Genomic DNA, 19240 nt, shown 5'->3' with positions numbered 1-19240 from the left:
TGAATGCAATGGAGACGCCCGAGGATGGCTAGACCCGAGGTCATTACAGTAAGCATGCGTGAGTTAGACAGGCTCAAGACCGTTCAGGCGGTCGTGGATGGTCAATTGCGGCCCAGCGTGGCCGCCGAACGGTTGGAGATCACGGATCGCTAGACATGGATGTAGCGGCAAAGTTGTAATGTCCGGTTCGGGGGTGCGGACCAAAACTTGGACTACTTGGGGGTAGTTCATGTATTCGTCCGCACCCCCTTTTAGCAAAGCAGAAATGTCCRCTTGAGGGCCTGTCCATGGTATTCAGCCTGCCCGGTTGAATGCAATGGAGACGCCAGAGGAGTTCATCCCACTACAACGCGCTTCTCGCCTCACCGCCTGCKAAGAATGGCCGAGCCCACGCACGAAGGCTTCGCGCATATGGCGTCGATCGCGAAAGCCGCCGGTCTCTTTCGCGATCACGTCCAACCTCCACACCAGCGAGCCATTGCGCCTGGCCGCCGTTGGCTGTCAGCCCCGCGCTACATCGCTGCGGGCGACAGCGCCGAGGGCGATGCGCGCGGCTTGTGCGATCACGTCCTCCCTTGCCTTCGCGTCCTTCTGCGGTTGCGTGAAGTAGACCGCGACAACGACCGGCGCGCCGCCCGGCGGCCAGAGTACGGCGATATCGTTGGTGGTGCCGTAGTCCCCCGTGCCCGTCTTGTCGCCGCTCTGCCAGCCGGCGGGCATGCCGGCCTGGATCCGCCGCGCGCCGGTCGTATTGCCGCGCATCCAGTCCTGCAATTGCTGGCGCGCGGGGGCCGGCAGCGCGTCCGCCAGCGCCAGCTTGTGCAGGCTGTCCGCCATCGCGGCGGGCGTGGAGGTATCGCGCGGATCGCCGGGGATGGCCGTGTTGAGCTCGGTCTCCCAGCGATCGAGGCGGAAGGCATCGTCGCCGATCGAGCGGGCGAATGCGGTCACGTCCTGCGGCCCGCCGGCAAGCCTGATCAACAAGTTGGCCGCGGTGTTGTCGCTGTACTGGAGCGCGGCGCGGCAAAGTTCGGCCACCGTCATGCCTTCGCCGGCATGTTTCGCCGTGACCGGCGAGTAGGTCACGAGATTGTCTTTTGCATACGGGATACGCTGCGCCAGCAGCCCGTCCTGGCGGGTGCTGCGCGCCAGGATGGCACCGGCGAGCATGACCTTGAAGGTGCTGCAGAAGGCGAAGCGCTCGTCGGCGCGGTAGCGCAGCCGGCTGCCGTCGGAGGTGTTCAGCGCGGCCACGCCGAGGCGGCCGCCCGAATCGCCTTCGAGGGCGGCGAGCGTGGCTTGCGCCGCGCTTGCGTCGTGTCCGGCTGCCGCCCGGACCGGGCTGATCGCCGCCAGCGGCGCCGCGGCGGCGGCCAGCAACAGGCTGCGCCGGCGTTGGAAGTGAAGCATKGGATATTTTCCTGGCTTGGTAACGGAAACAAAGGGAAACAAAKGGAAAATTCTAACCGCCCGGTGTGCAACGGCCAGCACGTCCGGGATGCCACGTGCAGGTTTGGTCATGCCGCGCCCCGCCCCGGCAAGTACAATGCGGGACGCCTTTGCGGCCCGTCCGCGATTTCCGCCTCCGTCAGCTTCCGTCAGCCCAGTCAGCCCCTTTTTTCCTCGCTCCGATCCATGTCCAATCTCATCGTGCACGGTGGTACGCCTTTGCGTGGCCGCATCATCCCTTCTGCCAACAAGAACGCGGTGCTGCCCGTGCTTTGCGCCACGCTGCTCACGGCTGAACCGCTGCGCCTGCACGGCGTGCCCGATATCACCGATGTGCGCAAGATCCTCGACATCTTCCGCACCCTCGGCAGCGATGTGCGCATGGACCACGCCACCGGCACGCTGGAGCTGCATCATCGCGATACCCGCTTCGACGCGTCGAGCCACCGGCTGCCGGAGGAAATGCGCTCGTCCATCATGCTGGTGCCGCCGCTGCTGGCGCGCTTCGGCGTCGCGCGGCTGGAGGACAACGTCAAGGGCTGCACGCTGGGCGTGCGCGAGATCGACCCGCACATCGACGTATTCCGCCGCTTCGGCGGCCAGGTGGAACGTGCCGACGGCTCGCTGCTGGTGCGCAGCGCGGGCCGGCTCACGCCCACGGACCACTGGCTGGACTATGCCTCGGTCACTACCACGGAGAACTTCGTGCTGTGCGCGGCCGCGGCGGATGGCGTCTCCACCCTGACCAACGCGGCATCGGAGCCGCATGTGCAGGAGTTCTGCCGCTTCATGGAAATGCTCGGCGTGCGCATCGAAGGCATGGGCACCTCGCGCGTGACGGTACACGGTGGCAATGCCCTGCGCGGCGGCGAGTTCCACTTCGACGAGGATTTCCACGAGATCACCACCTTCCTGGCGCTGGGCGCCATCACCGGCGGCGATGTGGTGGTGCGCAACAGCGCGCCGGGCAATTTCCCGCTGATCGACCGCACCTTCGCCAAGTTCGGCGTGCAGATCACGCACGAGGACGGCTGGTCGCGCGCCACCTGCCCCGGCCCGCTGGAAGTGCAGACGCCTTTCACCAGCAATGTGCTGACCAAGGTGGAAGCGGCGCCGTGGCCCTACTTCCCGGTGGACCTGCTGCCGATCTTCATCGCGCTGGGCGTGCGCGCCAAGGGCAACGCCATGTTCTGGAACAAGGTCTACGACGGCGCGCTGGGCTGGACGGGCGAACTGTCCAAGTTCGGCGCCCACGTGTTCTCGTCCGATCCGCACCGCCTGATCACCTTCGGCGGCAACCCGCTGACGCCGGCAGTGGTGGAAAGCCCGTACATCATCCGCGTGGCGATCGCCCTGTTCATGGTGGCCGCCAGCATCGACGGCCGCTCCGAGATCCGCAACGCCACGCCGATCCGCCGCGCCCACCCGCGCTTCGTGGAAAACCTGCGCAGCCTKGGCGTGCACGTGGAGTGGACCAGCGAGGAGTAAGCCGGCTCCGGGCGGTGTTTCAGGGGTAAGCCGGCAGCGCCGCCTGGTCGCGCATGACKAAGCGGTCGCGGCCGTTGCGCTTGGCCTCGTACATGGCGGCGTCGGCCTTCTCCAGCAGCGATTCCAGCCGCGACGACGAAGGGATCTCGCAGACCGCGCCCACGCTGACAGTCACGCAAGGGTGCTCGGGCCAGCCGCCGTGGGGAAGCCTCAGCGCCCGCACCGCCTCGAGCAGGCGCAGGCCGGCGGCGCGGGTCTCGGGCAACGACACGGACGGCAGCACCGCGACGAACTCCTCGCCGCCCACGCGCGCGCAGAAGCCGCCGGGGCCGTCGCGCAACGCCCCGCTGATGGCGCCGGCCACGCGGCGCAGGCATTMGTCGCCGTGCACGTGGCCGTGCAGGTCGTTGTACTGCTTGAAGTAGTCGACGTCGATGATCAGGATGCCGACCGACGCCGCGCGCTCGAATGCGCCGGCCACCACGGCGGCCGCCTCGCGCTCGAAAAACCGCCGGTTGTAGGCACCGGTCAGGGCGTCCCGGTACAGGTCCGCCTCGATGCGCGAGAGCTTCTCCTCGGTCTCGCCCAGCCGCTCGGCCAGGCTGGAGTTCTCCACTGTCAGCGCCTGCTCGCGCGAACGGAAGCGCGTCACGTCGCGCAGGAATACGATGATCCCCACTGCCTGCCCTTTCAGGTTGCGCACGGATTCCACCGTCAGTTCGTAGTCCACCCGCGCTTCGGAGATCAGGTAGGAGCMGCCGCCGTGCGCGCCAGAGCGGCTGGCGGCAATGGCGTGCTGCCATGCCTGCGGCACGGGCTGGCCACGCCCCATGTCGGCCAGCAGGCCCCGCGCCGCCGTGTTGGAGTCGACGATGATGTCGTTGGCGTTGGCGATCACGCAGCCTTCGTGCAGCGTATCGAACACGCGCAGCCTGGCGTAGTGGCCCACGTCTTCCAGATGGCTGCGCAGTGCGCAGAACCACACGAGCAAGGTCATCACCGAAAACGTGGCGGGCGTCAGATCGCCGCCTAGCGCACCGGTATGGCGCGTCAGGTAGGCCACATTGGCCAGCAGCGGCAATGCCAGCCCGCAGGCCAGCACGGCACGGCCGCCGCGCGTCAGCCCGCCTGCCGGCACGCGCGCCGTGACCAGGAAATAAAGGCTGAGCAGCAACAGCAGGTAGGTGTACACCGCCACGGCGGCGTAGGCCGGGCCATGGGTGAAGACCGCGCCCGGCGGCGCCCCGCCCGGCATCAKGGCGATCGACGACCAGATCTGCCGGTGTTGTTCATTGGTGAAGACCAGGCCCAGCGTCACCGCGCTGATCACGGCGTGCATCGCCAGCAGCCAGTGCGGGACGACGGCCTTCGGCCGGCTCAGTTGCAGCATGGCGCAGAACCAGCCGATCGGCACGGCCATGATGCCGATGTACTGCAGCTTGGCCCACAGCACGCGCGTTTCCAGATCGGTGGAACTCAACTCGAGCAGGCGGCCACCGCTCCACAGCGCCGTGCCGCAGGCCAGCACCAGGAACGCCTTGACGGTGGGATCGTCCCGCCTGGTCCAGGCCACCAGGGCCATCGTCAGGCTCCCGACTACCGCAAAGGTGAGACAGAGGACTAAGGGGTACGAGGGCATTCGGCCGGTTCCAGGACGCCCGCCCGGCGGCAGCGCCGGTGGATGCGGCCGATTATAAGACGGCCCGCCGCTTCGCAGTCATGCGCCTGCAGCCAGGATGACGCCAGATACCGCAGATACCGCAATCGCTCCGGCCTGCTTGTCCCCGGGCCGATGCGAACCGGTTCAAGGAACCGGCGCGCATGCGCAATAGCCCGCGCCCTCCACGGTCCCTGCCCCTGCCCTGCCCTCAAAACCCCAGCTGCCGCGCCGCCAGGTCCTTCATGATCTCCTCCGAACCGCCGCCGATCATCATGACCTTGACCTCGCGGTAGACGCGCTCGCTCAAGGTGCCGCGCATGAAGCCCATGCMGCCGAGGATCTGCACGGCCTGGTCGGCGCAGAACTGCATGGCCTGGGTGGCCTGGATCTTGGCCATGCAGGTGCGCGCCACCAGCTGGGCGGGGTCGCCGGCCTGGTGCTGGACCCGGTAAGCCAGGTCGTAGACCAGGTTGCGCGCGGCTTCGATGCGCAGGGCCATGTCCACCAGCTTGTGGCGGATCACCTGGCGATCCACCAGCGGCTGGCCGAAGGTGTGGCGCTGGCGGGCCCAGTCGAGCGCTTCCTGCAGGCAGGCTTCGGCATAGCCATAGGCGCTGGCGCTCATGCCCAGCCGCTCGGAATTGAAGTTGCGCATGATGATCTGGAAGCCGCGGTTCTCCTCGCCGATCAKGTTGGCCACCGGAATCCGGCAGTTGTCGAAGCGCAGGTGGGCGGTGTCGGAGGCCAGCCAGCCCATCTTCCTGAGTTCGGTGCGCGTCAGGCCCGGCGGGTTGCCCTCCACCAGCAGCAGCGAGATGCCGCCCGCGCCCTTGTTGGCGGGGTCGGTGCGCACGGCGGTAGTGATGAAATCGGCCCGCATGCCGGAGGTGATGAAGGTCTTCTCGCCGTTGAGCACATAGTGGTCGCCGTCGCGCACGGCGGTGGTGCGCAGGCTGGCCACGTCGGAGCCGCCGCCGGGCTCGGTGATGGCCAGCGCGGCGATCTTCTCGCCGGCGATCACCGGCGGCAGCACGCGCCGCTGCAGCGCCTGGCTGCCGGCGGCGACGACCGGCGGCATGCCGATGGTGTGGGAGTTGAGCGAGGCATTGACGCCGCCGGAGCCGCTGCGGGCGAATTCCTCGGCCTGGATCAGGTGGTAGAAGATGTCGCCGGGCGTGCCGCCGAAGGCTTCGGGGTAGCCCAGGCCCAGCAGGCCGATTTCGGCGGCGCGCCGGTAGAGCGAGCGCGGGAAGGTGCCGGCTTCGTCCCACTCGCCGGCAAACGGCGTGATCTCGCGCGCGACGAACTCGCGCAGCGTGGTGCGGAACTGTTCGTGCTCGGGGGTGAAGTAATGCGGCAGCGGCGGCAGGGTCAGGAGGCTCATGCGGGATCCGGTCTGGGGCGGGTGGCTTGGATGGTCGAATGCCTTGGATGGCTCGAACATAGGCCGTGCCGGCGCGGTTCGTCTTGCGCTAAGTGGTCGGCCCGGATGCCTGCACTACGCCGCCGGCATGCCCGCGAGCAGCCGCGCCGATGCCTCCAGCCCGCCCAGGATGGCGTCCGCCACCTTCTGCGGAAATCCCGCCGGCAAGGCCGCGTTCACCTGCACGATCACGGCCGGCGTCTGCGCCAGCAGCCGGCCGATGATGGGCTCGGCATCCGGCCCGTGGAAGCACTTCGCCGCCATCGCGTTGAAATGCCGGCGCTGCACGTCCTTGAACAGATAGTGGCGGTTCTTGCCGGCCACGGCCATGGCCAGCTTGGCCTTGTGCCAGGACCACTGGTTGGCGCCGTTGCCCACCACCGGCCAGATCGACATCACGTCATACAACGGCGTCAGGCGGTAGCGCCCGCCCGGCAGCAGCCGGATGCTGAAGTTCTTGGCGTGCCCGTCCGGCGCGGCCAGCATCCAGAACAGGATCTGCGTGGCGAGGAAGGTTTCCAGGTCGGCGTCGGCATTGACGGACTGGCGCAGGATCTGCGCGATATCACGCATGCCCGGGCCACCGTCCGCCTCGTACTTGAGGTGCGGCGGCACGCCCAGCACCTGGCAGAAATCCTCCTGCGGCAGGCGCAGGATCCAGTTGCCCGAGGAATGCATCTGGCGGTCGAAGCGCTGCACGCTCAGCACCTTCTGTGCGCCGAAGTGTCGGATCTCGCTGTGCGCGGCCGGCAGCCCGAAAGCGGCCAGGATCGCCAGGCAGAGCCATTCGTTCTCGACCGAGGTGCCGAGGTCCGCGCGCTTGTTGCCGACCAGCCCGAGCGGCAGCTTCAGGATATGCGTGGTGGGCGTGGCGCCGTGGGGTTTCATCCAGCGCCCGCCGTGCCACAGCAGCGCGGTCTTCTCCTGCGCGCCGGCCAGCGAGATGCGGAAATCGTCGTCGTCCTGCGCGCCGGGCCCGGCGGGGCCCACGGTCTGGCGCAGCAGGACTTCGATATCGGCGTCGGACAGCGGCGTGCCTTCGATGCGATCATGGCCAGACGGCTGGCMGTTCTCCGCCAGCAGTTGCACGGCGCCCACGCAGTCGCGGCCGATGGCTTCGAGCAGGTCGAAGGCGTCCGTGCTGGCAGCCTTGAAGCGGGTCGCCAGGCGCTTGCGGATGGTGTCGCTGTCGGGCAGCAGGTTATCGAAGTAGTTGCGCACGCGCTCGCCTTTCAGCGGCGAGGCATCCACGCCGAACGGCAGCGACAGCGACAAGGGCCGCCCGGCGTCCGATGCCATCCAGTCCGGGTCGTACTGCAGCTCCATCTCGCCGCGCGTGGGGATGCGCCAGGTCCCGACGCGCTCGCCGTTGGCCCACAGCGACAGCGCGCGCGCATGTGTTCTGCGGCCCATGGCTACCACTCCACMGCGGGCGTTGCGCCGCCTGGCGCGTGCGGCGCGCCCCGGTCCTGCACCACCAGCTCCAGCCCCAGCACGCTGACCAGCGCCAGCAGCTGGTCGGCGCTGATGGTGCCCGGGTTCAGTTCCATATKGGAGATCCGGCTCTGGCTGACCGCCAGGCGCGCAGCCAGGTCGGTCTGGGAAAGCCCGGCGGCCCGCCGTGCCGATTGAAGCACCTGGCCCAACTGCGTGGCGGTGKATAGCTGTTGTTTCATGGGATGACTGCCTGGCGATCGGGTGCGGGTAGCGATGATATGCGTAATGTCACTTTACAAACAATATGGGTAATTTGCAAATACCAATATCGTGGGTATTAGTCATTTACGCATGTCATGCGTATCAAAAGAGAAGCCAGGCAGGCCCGAAGCCATGGCCGCGCCAGCCGTCAGCCACTTTCCGCAAGCCTTGCACGGACGCCTTGGCTACGCTTTGCGCTCGAAGCCAAGTCTGGTCGCGCGCCACATGGCCGCGCMCGCCTTCCCCCACGGAGATTCCGCATGATCGCCAAGCAGCCGCCCGCCACCATCGGCACCGCCCTGCAGGAAGCCAGCCAGCGCTGGAGCCAGCGCACCGCCTACTTGTGCCGCGAGCAGGCACACAGCTTCGGCGAGGTCGAGGCCGCTTCGGCCCGGCTTGCCTGTGGCCTGCTCGGGCTGGGCCTGCGCCACGGCGACCGCATCGGGGTGATCGGCCTGAACCAGATCGAATGGCTGCAGCTGTTCTACGCGGCAACGCGTATCGGCGTGGCGGTGGTCGGCCTGAGCGTGCGCTACCGCGACAACGAGATCGAGCACATGGTCAACGACAGCGGCATCAAGGCGGTCTTCACCGTGCCGCAAGCCGATGGCTTCGATTTTCTCGCCATGCTGACGCGTCTGATGCCGCGCATGCCGGGCCTGCTCAATGTCATCACCATCGACGCGCAGCCGGCGCAAGCCGGCATGCCAGGACTGTCGGCCCTGCTTGCCGTCGCGCCTGACGGGGCCGCGCTGCAGGCCGCCGAGGCACGCGTGGGGCCCGATGACCTGGCCATGGTGATCTATACCTCCGGCACCACCGGCCGGCCCAAGGGCGCGGGGTTGTCGCACCGCAGCCTGCTGGCGTCCGCGTGGGCGCAGGCGCGCCATGTGCGCACCGACGAGCGCGACCACATCCAGCTCGCCCTGCCCTTCAACCATGTGGGCGGTATCACCTGCGGGGTGCTGAACTACCTGCTCGGCGGCGGCACCTGCGAACTGGTGCCGGTGTTCAAGGCAGACACCGTGCTGGCCATGATGCGCAGGCACCCGCCCACCATTTTCTCGGGCGTGCCGACCATGGCCACGCTGCTGCTGATGCATCCGGACTCCGCCAGCGTGGACTTTTCCTCGGTGCGGCTGGTGGTGGTGGGCGGCGCCACCGTGGATGCCGCGCTGCTAGAACAACTGCAGGCGCGCATGCCGCAGGCCACGGTGATGAACCTGTATGGCCTGTCCGAATCGTCCGGGGCCATCGTGATGACACCCTGGAACGCGGCGCGGCAAGACCTGATGGACTCGATCGGCTGCGTATTCGACAGTGCAGAGGTGCGCGTGGTCACCCCCGCCGGCAATATTGCCGCGCCCGGGGAGATCGGCGAGCTTTGCTTCCGTGGCGCGGGCGTGTGCGCGGGCTATATCGGCGCCGCGGCCAGTGCCGACGGCTTCGGCGCCGACAACTGGCTGCGCTCCGGCGACCTGGGCTGCGTGGACAAGCGCGGCTATATCCAGCTCAAGGGCCGCAAGAAGGATATGTRTATCCAGGGCGGCTTCAACGTCTACCCCGCMGAGATCGAAGGCGTGATCGCGCGCCATCCGGACGTGATGATGGTGGCCGGCATTGGTGTGCCGGACCCGGTGCTGGGCGAGATCGGGCGCTACTACATCGTGCCGAAGCCGGGCTGCGACCTGACCGGCCCGGAGATCCGCGCCTATTGCGCGAGCCGCCTGGCCKACTACAAGGTGCCGCGCCAGGTGGTGCTGCGCGATATCCTGCCAATGACGCCGGCCGGCAAGATCCACAAGGCCGCCCTGCGCGCGGAGTGCGCGGCGGAACCCCGCTAGCGGCCCCGGCCGTCGGGGCCGGGCACGCCGCCCTGCGCAGCGCGCTCGCCGATCAGGGCGAGCTTGCGMGAGCCGGCAAAGATATCGCTCGGCTTGAGGCCATAGACCTGCCGGATCGAGTGGCTGAAGTGCGTGGAATCCGGGTAGCCGGTATCGAGCGCCACATGGGCCAGGTTGGAATCCTGCGTCACGTAGTGCAGCAGGCTGCGCGCGCGCTTCCAGGTGCGGAAGCTGCGGAACGGCGTGCCGATCTCCTCCTTGAACAGATGCAGGAAGCGCGAGAACGACAGATGCGCCGACGCCGCGCAGGACTCCGCCGTGGCGGTGGCCGAGGGCGCATCGCGGATGCGCTGCACCACGGCCTCGATGCGCGGGTCCAGCCGGCGCCGCGCCAGCGTTTGCCCGAAGAAGATCTGGTCGAAGCTGTCGGCCTGCAGGTCCACTTCGCGGCCATGCTGGCTGAGCCAGGCATGGGCMTGACGCACATGGCGCACGAAGGCGGGGTCGTCCACCGGCCCGGCCCGCCCGCGGATCACGGACGGCAGGCGCGCCAGGTCAATGCTTTCGGCCTCCAGCCCCAGGTCGCAGATCATGCGGTCGTCGCACGCCACCGAGTGCGGCATGTAGGCAGGCACCACCGCGAGATCGGTGGATTCCCACCGGGTGCCGTCCAGGCAGATGCGGATTGGCGCGCGCAGGGCCACGTAGACCAGCAGCCCGCCCATGGTGCGCACCGACGGCGAACCAAGCAGGCCCGCGTAGAACAGCCGCTCCGCCGTGACCCACATCACCCTGCCGCGCACGTCCGCGGCGCGCGGCGCCGTATCCGTGGCCGGCGGGCACGCAATGCCTTTTGCCTGCATCTGCATGTCCTTTTGTCTCCTGCCGGCGCTGTCCGCGCACCCGGGGATGCGTCGCCAGGCCGGCTTGTGTGTGGTGGCGCCGCCGCATGGCCGGTAGCGCAACGGGCAGCGTAGCCCGCGCCTGCCGCCCGCGTCTTGCGTCAGCTGGCTACGCCGCCGGCCTCATCGTAATGCTCCCGGTAGCGCTGACGCAACTCGAACTTCTGGATCTTGCCGGTGGACGTGGCCGGCAGCGCAGCCAGCAGCAGCACTGCCTTGGGCACTTCGAAGCCGCCCAGATGCGCCCGGCAGTGCGCATCCAGCTCGGACTCCGCTATCGCCGCGCCCGGCTTGAGCGTGACGAAGGCCGTCACCGCCTCGCCCCAGCGCGCATGCGGCAGGCCCACCACCGCCGCGTTGGCCACCGCGGCATGGCGCAGCAGCACCTCCTCGACCTTGATCGAGGGAACGTTCTCGCCGCCGGTCTTGATCATGTCCTTGATGCGGTCGAGGAACAGCAGCTGGCCGTCCTCATCGAGCACGCCGAGGTCGCCGGAGTGGTGCCAGCCGAAACGCTGGGCGCGCGCCGTGGCTTGCGGATCCTTGTAGTAGCCCAGCATCACATTGGGCCCGCGGAACACGATCTMGCCCGGCTCGCCGGGGCCAAGCAGGCGGCCGTCGTCGGCCATCACCGCCACTTCGTTGCCCACCGTGCCCACGCCCCACCAGGCGCCGAAGCGCCGGCGCTGCTGGTCCGCTTCGAAGATGGTCGCCGCCGGGTACATCTCGGTCTGCCCTGAGCACAGGATGAAATTCGGGCAGAACGCGTCCAGCAGCCGCAGCAGCAGGTTCTTGGGCAGCGGCGCCATGCCGTAGATGCACAGCCGCACGCTGGACAGGTCCGTGGCGGCGAACTGCGGATGCTCCAGCATGGCGCGGTACATCATCGGCAGCGCCACCACCACGCTGACGCGGTGGCGCGCCAGGTCCGCCAGCACCCGCGCCGGTTCGAAGCCGCGCGCMACCACCACCGCGTGGCCGCCCAGCAGGGCACTCATGGTGTTGCMGTGCTGGGCGCAATGGAACATCGGCAGCAGGCAGGTAAACACCTCGGGCGCCGCGCTGCCGCAGCCGGTATCGACCAGGTTGGCCATCAGCACCGAATGCACCGAGGCATGCGAATGCATCACGCCCTTCTGCGGGCCGGTGGTGCCGCTGGTGTACATGATCTGGGCAAGCTGGCCGCTGGCGATGTCCACCGTCGGCAGGGTGGCCGGCTGGCCGGCCAGCGCGTCCGCGTATTTCGTCACGGCGATCCCTGGCGCCTGCGCTGCCACCTCGCCGGCGGGCTCCAGCAGCACCACGGGAAGACCCAGTTCCGCCACCAGTTCGGCGATGCCGGGGCGCGCCAGCACCGAGGCATCCGCCACCACCCGCGTCACCTCGGCATGCTCGAGGATGTAGCGGATCGCGTCGGGCGCCAGCGCGGTGTTGACGGGCACCCACACCAGGCCCGCCTTCTGGATGCCAAGCAGCGCCACGATCATGGCGGTGGAGTTGTTGCACAGCATGCCCACGCGCTCGCCGCCGCCCATGCCCTGGCCCAGCAGGTAATKGGCGAACTGGTTGGAGGCCGCATCCAGCCCCGCATAGCTCAGGCTGTGCTCGCCCTCGATCAGCGCGGTACGCGCGCCGAAGCGCCGCGCCGAGCGGTGCACCACGTCCCCCAGCGCAATGCGGCCGATGCGCTCGCGCGCCTGTTCCGTTGCCGTGCTCATCCCTGTCTCCTGTTGTCGGTTGTCTGCTTTGCCGCATCCCGCGCGGCCTCGCCGCGGGGCCGGACTGCCCGTGTGCATCGGCGGCTGCCCCGTGATCGCGCCCACGGCCTGCCATGAGCTGCCTGCCATGAGCTGCCATGGCCGGAGCAGTTACCTCATCCGTGTTATTACGCACCGGGTCGGGTGCAGCCTATGCTTGGCCTGCACTTTCCAAAATTTGCTCTAGGCCCGCCACGTCGCTCACGCATCGTGGCGGGCTTCTTTTCTTCTGCTGCCGGCGCGTGCCGGGAGCCGCTACATCTTCGGCGGCGGCAGCAGGTCGCTGGCGGGGATCCACTTGTCGCCCGAGACCTTCATGATGCGGATGCGGTCGTTGCTCAGGCGGTTGCCGGCGGAAACATTGAAGCCCGGGTTGCCAAGCGGGTCCTGCGGCAGCTTGGTCGATTCCATGGCGGCGTTGAAGCTTTCGGCAGTCAGGTTGCGCCCGGCCTTGTCGGCAATGGTGGCGAAGGTGGTGTAGGCGTAGTAGCTGAACATCGAATACACGCCCGGGTCTTCATTGAAGCGCTTCTTGTAGGCCGCCGCCCATTGCCGGACCGCCGGGTTTGCATCGTCKGCATAAKGCAGCATGATGAAGGCCGCCGCATGCAGCCCCTCCATCGCCTTGCCGCCCAGTTGCGGCACCTGGTGCGAGTAATTGGCCGTGGTGCCGGCAAAGACCGGGTTGAAGCCGATCTTGCGTGCTTCCTGCACCGAAGCGACGTACTCGCGCATGGTGGACGCGTTGAACACCAGGTCGCAGTTGGCCGCCTTCAGCCGTGCCATCTGCGAAGAAAAATCCGTCGCGCCGCGCTTGTACGAGACTTTTTCCACCAGCGTCATGCCCTTGGCCTTGAGGTAGGCCGCCACGCCTTCCACCGATTCGCGCCCGTAGTCGTCGTCCTGATACAGCGCGCCGATGCGCTGGTAAGGCTTCTGCTTCATGAAGTAGTCCATGATCGTCATCGACATCAGGTAGTTCGACGGCCCCAGTGCGATCTTGTACGGGCTGGCTGGCTCGTACATATCGCGCGCCGCGCTCTGCGGCATGAAATTGAAGACCTTGCTCTGCAGCAGGAACGGCAGCGTGGCCATATTGGGCGCCGTGCCAAGATGGCCGACGACGGCGAACACGCCGTCCTGCGTGACCAGCTTCTGCGCCGCCAGCACGGCGCGCTTGGGCTCGTAGCCGTTGTCCTCCACCACCACACGGATCTTGCGGCCCTGCACGCCGCCGCGCGCATTGATTTCCTCCACGGCCATGGTCATGCCGTTGCGCGACTCCTTGCCGTAGTTGACGATCGGCCCCGACATGTCGGTGATMAGGCCGAGCACGATTTCCTTGTCGTTMACGCCGCGCGTCTCGGCGCCGGCCCCGGCGCTGAGCGCCAGCGCCACGGCGGCGATGGTGGTTTTCCAGATCATGGTGGTCTCCTTGTGTTGTCGTTGGCTTGCGCTTCTTCGCTTCAATGCACGCTCTGCGGCGGCTTGGGTCCCGGATGGATGGCKGCTGGCACGGCGAACTGCCCCACCCCGGCCGGCAAGGGCGGCGGCGCGGACGATGGCGGCAGCCAGCCCGACAGGCCCGGGCCGCCCTGCCCGCCCCCGGCCAGCCTGGCCAGCCTGGCCAGCAATGGCGAAATGTCCCAGTAGTCATAGGGGTTGCCGCGCTCCCGGGCATAGCGCTCCATCCCCGCCGCGATGCGCGCCAGGCCGATGCGGTCGGCCAGCCAGACCGGCCCGCCCAGGTAATCCGGGAAGCCGTAGCCGGCCGTCCATACCATGTCGATGTCGCCGGGCCGGCAAGCCACGCCCTCTTCCAGCAGCTTGGCCGCTTCGTTGACAAGCGGATAGATCAGGCGCTCGACGATCTCCTCGTCGGCAATCTCGGTGCGGCGCGGCGCGATGCCGTGCGCGCGGCCCAGCGCGGCGCAGATGCGCGCGGCCTCCGGGTCCGGCACGAGCGTGCCGGCCGGGTAGCGGTAGAAGCCCGCGCCGCTCTTGCAGCCAAGCCGGCCCAGCCTGTAGAGCGTGCGCACCACCGCGCGGTAAGCGGGATCGGGCGGCAGGCCGCCGGCCTTGCCATACTCCAGCACGATGCGCGCGGCCACGTCGATGCCGGCCAGGTCCAGCATGCGGCATGGCCCCATCGCCATGCCGTAGGCCTGCATCACCGCATCCAGCCGCGCCGGGCTGACGCCTTCCATCAGCAGGAACTCGCTCTCGCGCAGGTAGGCCTCGGCCATGCGGTTGCCGATAAAGCCGAAACACACGCCGGACACCACCGCAACCTTGCCCAGCCGGCGCGCCAGCTGCATGGCGGTCGCCAGCACATCGGGCGCCGTGGCCGCGGTACGTACCACCTCGATCAGCCGCCCGCCGTTGGACGGGTTGCGGAAATGCAGCCCCACGAAATCCGCCGGCCGCCCGCTGGCCTCGGCCAATACCTCCACATCCAGCGTGGAGGTATTGGTGGCGATGATGGCGCCGGGCTGGCAGATGCGCCCAAGCCCCGCATGGACCTGCTGCTTGAGCGCCATGTCCTCCACCACCGCCTCGATCACCAGCTCGCAGCCGGCCAGCGCGCCGTGGTCCAGCGTGCCGGCGATCAGGCCCATGCGGCTGGCCACCTGATCGGGCCGCAGCCGCCCGGCGGCGACAGCCACGTCATACTGCGCGCGCACCGATGCCAGGCCACGCGCCAGCGCAGCGTCGCTGGCCTCCACCAGCGTCACCGGCAGGCCGGCATCGGCCAGGCTCATGGCAATGCGGCTGCCCATGGTGCCGGCGCCCACCACGCCGGCGGTATGCAGGGCGCGCGGCGCCATGCCAGCCGGCAAGCCCGGCACGCGCGCGGCCTGCCGCTCGGCGAAGAACAGGTGGCGCAGCGCCTGCGACTKCGGCGATGCCACGCAGGCGGCCAGCAGGCGCGCCTCAACCGCCTCGCCCTCGGCAAACGGCAGGTTCACGGCGGCGTCCACCGCCTGCACGATGGCTGCGGCGGCCGGATAGCGCCCGTGCTCCTCGCGCGCCCGCCGCATGGCCTGTGCGAAGAAATCGTCCGGCAAGCCMGCCGCACTGGCGCGCCGCGCGGACAGCCGCCGGGCGGGAGCCCGCCTCTCCAGCAAGGCCTCCAGGTAGTTCAGCCCGACCGCCAGCGGCTCGCCGGCCACCACGGCATCGACGATGCCGGCGGCCATTGCCGCTTCGGCATCCAGCATGCGCCCGCTCAACATCAGGTCCAGCGCCAGCGCCGCCCCGCAGGCACGCGGCAGCCGCTGCGAACCCAGCGAGCCCGGCAGCAGGCCCAGTTTGATCTCCGGCAGCCCCACGCACGCACCCGGCAGTGCCACGCGGTAGTGGCAGGCCAGCGCCAGTTCCAGCCCGCCGCCCAGCGCGGTGCCGTGCAGCGCCGCCACTACCAGCCGCGGGCTGGCCTCGATGCGGGCCAGGATGCGGTTATACGGCCCGGCATCGAAATCCGGCGCGTCGAACTGCGCGATATCCCCGCCGGCAACGAAGGTCCGGCCGGCGCACCAGACCAGCAGGCCGTCCAGCCCKGCGTCCGCTTCAAAGGCAGCCACGCACGCATCCAGCCCCGCCACGGTGGCCACCGAGAGCGCGTTCACCGGCGGATGGCTGATGCACATCAGGCCGATGCGGCCATGCCGGACCAGGCTGACGGGGCCGTGCCTGACGGCCTGGCCCGCGATGCCGGTGTTTCCCATGCTGCCTGCCTTGCTCATCGCGCCTCCTGTGAGGGCTAGTGCTTCAGCGCTTCAAGCCACCTTGGCCGGATACATCGACTCGATCAGTTCGCTGTACTTGTCATTGACCAGCTTGCGCTTGAGCTTCATGGTCGGGGTCAGTTCCTCGTCCTCGGCACCCAGGCGCGTCTCCAGCAGGCGGAACGCCTTGATCTGCTCCACGCGCGCGAACTGCTGGTTCACGCGGTCGATCTCCTGCCCCACCAGTGCGATCACCTCCTTGCTGCGGCACAGCGAGCCGTAGTCGGAGAAATGCACGTCATGCTCCTGCGCCCACTGCTCCACGTTGTCCTGGTCGATCATCACCAGGCAGCTCAGGAAAGGCCGGCGGTCGCCGATCACCACCGCGTCCGTCACGTAGGGGCTGAACTTGAGCTGGTTCTCCCATTCGGAAGGCGTCACGTTCTTGCCGCCGGCCGTGATGATCAGGTCCTTCATGCGGTCGGTGATATAGAAATAGCCATCCGCGTCCACGCGGCCCACGTCGCCGGTGCGCAGCCAGCCGTCCACCATCGTCTCGGCCGTCTTGGCGGGCAGGTTCAKGTAGCCCATGAAGACCTGCGGCCCGCGCACCAGCAGCTCGCCCTCGTGCGAGATCTTTACCTCGGTATGCGGCAAGGCAATGCCGATGCTGCCCGGGCGCATGCGGCCCGGCGGGTTGCAGGTGGCCGCGCCGGTGATCTCGGTCATGCCCCACAGCTCATGCAGCTCGATGCCCAGCGCCATATACCAGCGGATCAGGTCCGGCGAGATCGGCGCGGCGCCGGTCACCGCCAGTTGCACGCGATTCAGGCCCATCATGCGGCGCACATTGCCCAGCACCAGCGTGTCGGCCAGCCACAGCTTGAGGCGCGCGCCTAGKGACAGCCGCCGCGCCTGCCCGGGCCCATGTACGCGTGCCCTGCCGGCCGCCAGCCCCCAGGCGTAGGCGCGGCGCTGCAGGCMGRTAGCCTCGCGCACGGCGATGGTMACGCTGGAATACAGCTTCTCCCACACGCGCGGCACCGCCAGGAAGGCATCCGGCTGGATCTCGCGGATATTGTCGAAAATCGTGTCCGGGTTCTCCACGAAGTTCGCCACCGCACCGCACAGGATCGCGTAATACTCGCCGAAGATCCGTTCCGACACATGGCACAGCGGCAGGAAGGCCATGCGCTCGCCGATGGTAGTGGCCGGCATGAACTCGCGCAGCGTCAGGCAACTGCGCAGCACATTGCGGTGCGACAGCATCGCCCCCTTGGGCCGCCCCGTGGTGCCGGACGTGTACACCAGCACCGCCAGCGCGTCGGCGCTGCCCTCGGCCCGCATGGCCGGCAGCCAGCCCGGCTGCMGCGCGCGCGCCTGCCGGCCCAGTGCCAGCAGCGCGTCAAGGCTCATCACGGCGGCATCATCGAAGCCGGACAGCCCCTCCATGTCGAACACCACCACGCGGCGCAGGCCCGGCAGGCGCTCGCGCACCTCCAGGTATTTGTCGAGCTGCTCCTCGTTCTCCACGAACAGCACCACGGAGCCCGAGTCCTGGCACAGGTATTCCACCTGCGACGGCGCATCGGTGGGGTAGATCCCGTTCACCACCGCGCCGGCCGTGAGCGCGCCCAGGTCGGTCCAGACCCATTCGCGGTTGGTGTTGGACAGCACCGAGACCACCTCGCCCCGCTGCAGGCCCAGCTCCGCCAGCCCCGCGGCCACGTCCGCCACGATCTCGCCCACCTCGCGCCAGCCATAGCTGCGCCAKATGCCAAGATCCTTCTGCCGCATCATCACGGCATCGCCGCGCACCTCCACCGCATGCCAGAACATCTGCGGCACGGTCTGGAACGCGGCTTCGGACAAGGGCTGCATGGTGTGCGCGGCTGGTTTTGCCATGGGCGGTTCTCCGAACGTCMTTAGAGGTTGYTTCAAAATGAAGCGAAGCGGTGCTGGCCAKGGCGGAGCATGAAATCCGGATCGCACTGCACACCGCCTGCCGGGCGCKGMCGCGGACAGTACAAAGCGGTACGGCAAGGCCGCGCAATGACGCCAGGATCTTGTTGAAACAACCGCTAGCGCCAGGTCTTGCGTTTCTTCCAGCGCCGCTCCCCGCGCACGCCGCTATCCTTCATGCCGAGATAGAACTCCTTGATATCGTCCTTTTCGCGCAGCGCCGCGCAGGTATCCTCGGCCACGATGCGGCCGTTCTCCAGCACATAGCCGTAGTCCGCCGCGTTCAGCGCCATATTKGCGTTCTGCTCCACCAGCAGGATGGTGGTGCCGCGCTCGCGGTTGATGCGCACCACGATCTCGAAGATATCCTTGGTCAGCTTGGGCGACAGCCCCAGGCTCGGCTCGTCCAGCAGGATCAGCTCCGGCGCGGCCATCAGCGCGCGCGAGATCGCCAGCATCTGCTGCTGCCMGCCCGACAGCAGCCCGGCATCCTGCGCCGCGCGCTCGCGCAGCACGGGGAAATAGCCGTACACCGCCTCCATGTCGCGCGCCACGCCGTCGCGGTCGCGCCGCGTGTAGGCGCCCATCAGCAGGTTGTCGCGCACGGACAGCAGCGGGAACACCTCCCTGCCCTCCGGCACATGGCTCAGGCCACGCCGCACGATCTGCGCCGGGTCCAGCCCGGCAATGCTCTCGCCCTTGAAGGCGATGCTGCCGCGCGTGGGATCCAGTACACCGGATATGGTCTTCAATATGGTGGTCTTGCCCGCCCCGTTGGCGCCCAGCACGGTGGCGATGCTGCCCGGYGCCACCGCCAGGCTCACCCCGCGGATCGCCTTGACCGGCCCGTAGGCGCTCTCCACATTGGCCAGMGCCAGCACGGGCGCCGCCAGCATGCCGCGCAGCGCGGCGGCGTCGTTGTCGGTAGCGGCCAGCTTCATGCCGCCCTCCGCAGCGAAGCCACATCGTCCACCGTGCCCAGGTAAGCCTCGATCACGCCCGGGTGCGCCTGCACCTCGGCAGGCGTGCCCTGCGCCAGCACCTGGCCCTGGTTCATCGCCAGCACGCGGTCAGACACGCGCGACACCAGGCTCATGTCGTGCTCCACCATCAGCACGGTGATGCCCAGCTCGCTGCGGATATCGCGGATCCACCAGGCCATGTCCTCGGTTTCCTCCACATTCAGCCCGGACGAAGGCTCGTCCAGCAGCAACAGGCGCGGCCCGCTGCACAGCGCGCGCGCCAGCTCCACCACCTTGCGCACGCCGTAAGGCAGCCCCGCCACCAACGCATCGCGGTGCGCCTGCAGGTCCAGCAGCTCGATCATCT

14 protein-coding genes are annotated in these 19240 nt (G+C 68.4%); 2 read left to right on the top strand and 12 right to left on the bottom strand.

All coding sequences use genetic code 11. The features are described 5' to 3' along the window. Positions 1-501: 501 nt before the first annotated feature. Positions 502-1410 carry a class A beta-lactamase gene (gene bla / locus AC1DKV_RS36860; RefSeq protein WP_441615416.1) on the bottom strand — a complete coding sequence of 303 codons (909 nt, stop codon included), beginning with the start codon at positions 1408-1410 and terminating at the stop codon, positions 502-504. Positions 1411-1635: 225 nt separating this feature from the next. On the opposite strand from bla, the gene AC1DKV_RS36855 reads away from it, so the two are divergent. Next, positions 1636-2937 (top strand): UDP-N-acetylglucosamine 1-carboxyvinyltransferase, encoded by a 1302-nt coding sequence (locus tag AC1DKV_RS36855; RefSeq protein ID WP_441615414.1) that lies wholly within the window; start codon positions 1636-1638, stop codon positions 2935-2937. Positions 2938-2956: 19 nt separating this feature from the next. Here AC1DKV_RS36855 and AC1DKV_RS36850 read toward each other — a convergent pair whose 3' ends face one another. From AC1DKV_RS36850 to AC1DKV_RS36835, 4 genes are all read right to left on the bottom strand, one after another. Beyond that, a complete protein-coding gene (locus tag AC1DKV_RS36850) occupies positions 2957-4576 on the bottom strand; it encodes a histidine kinase N-terminal 7TM domain-containing protein (RefSeq protein ID WP_477139359.1) in 1620 nt (539 codons plus the stop codon). Between the two features lie 229 nt (positions 4577-4805). After that, on the bottom strand, positions 4806-5981 hold the full coding sequence (locus tag AC1DKV_RS36845; RefSeq protein WP_477139358.1) for an acyl-CoA dehydrogenase family protein: 1176 nt from the start codon (positions 5979-5981) through the stop codon (positions 4806-4808). A gap of 114 nt (positions 5982-6095) precedes the next feature. Then, complete coding sequence (locus AC1DKV_RS36840; protein ID WP_477139357.1) at positions 6096-7433, bottom strand: type II toxin-antitoxin system HipA family toxin; 1338 nt, start codon at positions 7431-7433, stop codon at positions 6096-6098. 2 nt (positions 7434-7435) lie between these two features. Next, positions 7436-7696 (bottom strand): helix-turn-helix domain-containing protein, encoded by a 261-nt coding sequence (locus tag AC1DKV_RS36835; RefSeq protein ID WP_477139356.1) that lies wholly within the window; start codon positions 7694-7696, stop codon positions 7436-7438. 282 nt (positions 7697-7978) lie between these two features. Between AC1DKV_RS36835 and AC1DKV_RS36830 the strand changes: the two genes are divergently transcribed. Continuing rightward, positions 7979-9562: a class I adenylate-forming enzyme family protein gene (locus AC1DKV_RS36830; RefSeq protein WP_477139355.1), complete on the top strand. Its 1584-nt coding sequence runs from the start codon at positions 7979-7981 to the stop codon at positions 9560-9562. On the opposite strand, the gene AC1DKV_RS36825 is transcribed toward AC1DKV_RS36830, so the two are convergent. The 7 genes from AC1DKV_RS36825 to AC1DKV_RS36795 form a co-directional block, all read right to left on the bottom strand. Then, positions 9559-10431 carry an AraC family transcriptional regulator gene (locus AC1DKV_RS36825; protein ID WP_477139354.1) on the bottom strand — a complete coding sequence of 291 codons (873 nt, stop codon included), beginning with the start codon at positions 10429-10431 and terminating at the stop codon, positions 9559-9561. The two genes, AC1DKV_RS36830 and AC1DKV_RS36825, sit on opposite strands and share 4 nt — an antisense overlap. A gap of 134 nt (positions 10432-10565) precedes the next feature. After that, a complete protein-coding gene (locus AC1DKV_RS36820) occupies positions 10566-12182 on the bottom strand; it encodes an AMP-binding protein (RefSeq protein ID WP_477139353.1) in 1617 nt (538 codons plus the stop codon). 294 nt (positions 12183-12476) lie between these two features. After that, on the bottom strand, positions 12477-13646 hold the full coding sequence (locus AC1DKV_RS36815) for an ABC transporter substrate-binding protein (RefSeq protein WP_477139352.1): 1170 nt from the start codon (positions 13644-13646) through the stop codon (positions 12477-12479). A 41-nt stretch (positions 13647-13687) separates the two neighbouring features. Then, positions 13688-15967, bottom strand: a complete 2280-nt coding sequence (locus tag AC1DKV_RS36810) for a 3-hydroxyacyl-CoA dehydrogenase NAD-binding domain-containing protein (protein ID WP_477139351.1) — start codon at positions 15965-15967, stop codon at positions 13688-13690. A 33-nt stretch (positions 15968-16000) separates the two neighbouring features. Next, positions 16001-17854: an AMP-dependent synthetase/ligase gene (locus AC1DKV_RS36805; RefSeq protein ID WP_477139350.1), complete on the bottom strand. Its 1854-nt coding sequence runs from the start codon at positions 17852-17854 to the stop codon at positions 16001-16003. Positions 17855-18030: 176 nt separating this feature from the next. After that, entirely contained in the window at positions 18031-18852 is an 822-nt protein-coding gene (locus AC1DKV_RS36800) for an ABC transporter ATP-binding protein (RefSeq protein ID WP_477139349.1), read from the bottom strand. Then, positions 18849-19240: ABC transporter ATP-binding protein C-terminal domain-containing protein (locus AC1DKV_RS36795; RefSeq protein ID WP_477139348.1), on the bottom strand; the 392-nt coding region annotated here is incomplete at its 5' end. The genes AC1DKV_RS36795 and AC1DKV_RS36800, both read right to left, overlap by 4 nt.

This window comes from Cupriavidus sp. 05T41 (genome assembly GCF_056396525.1).
Note: the sequence above shows the minus strand (reverse complement) of the source record. Positions and strands in the feature narration are given on the sequence as shown.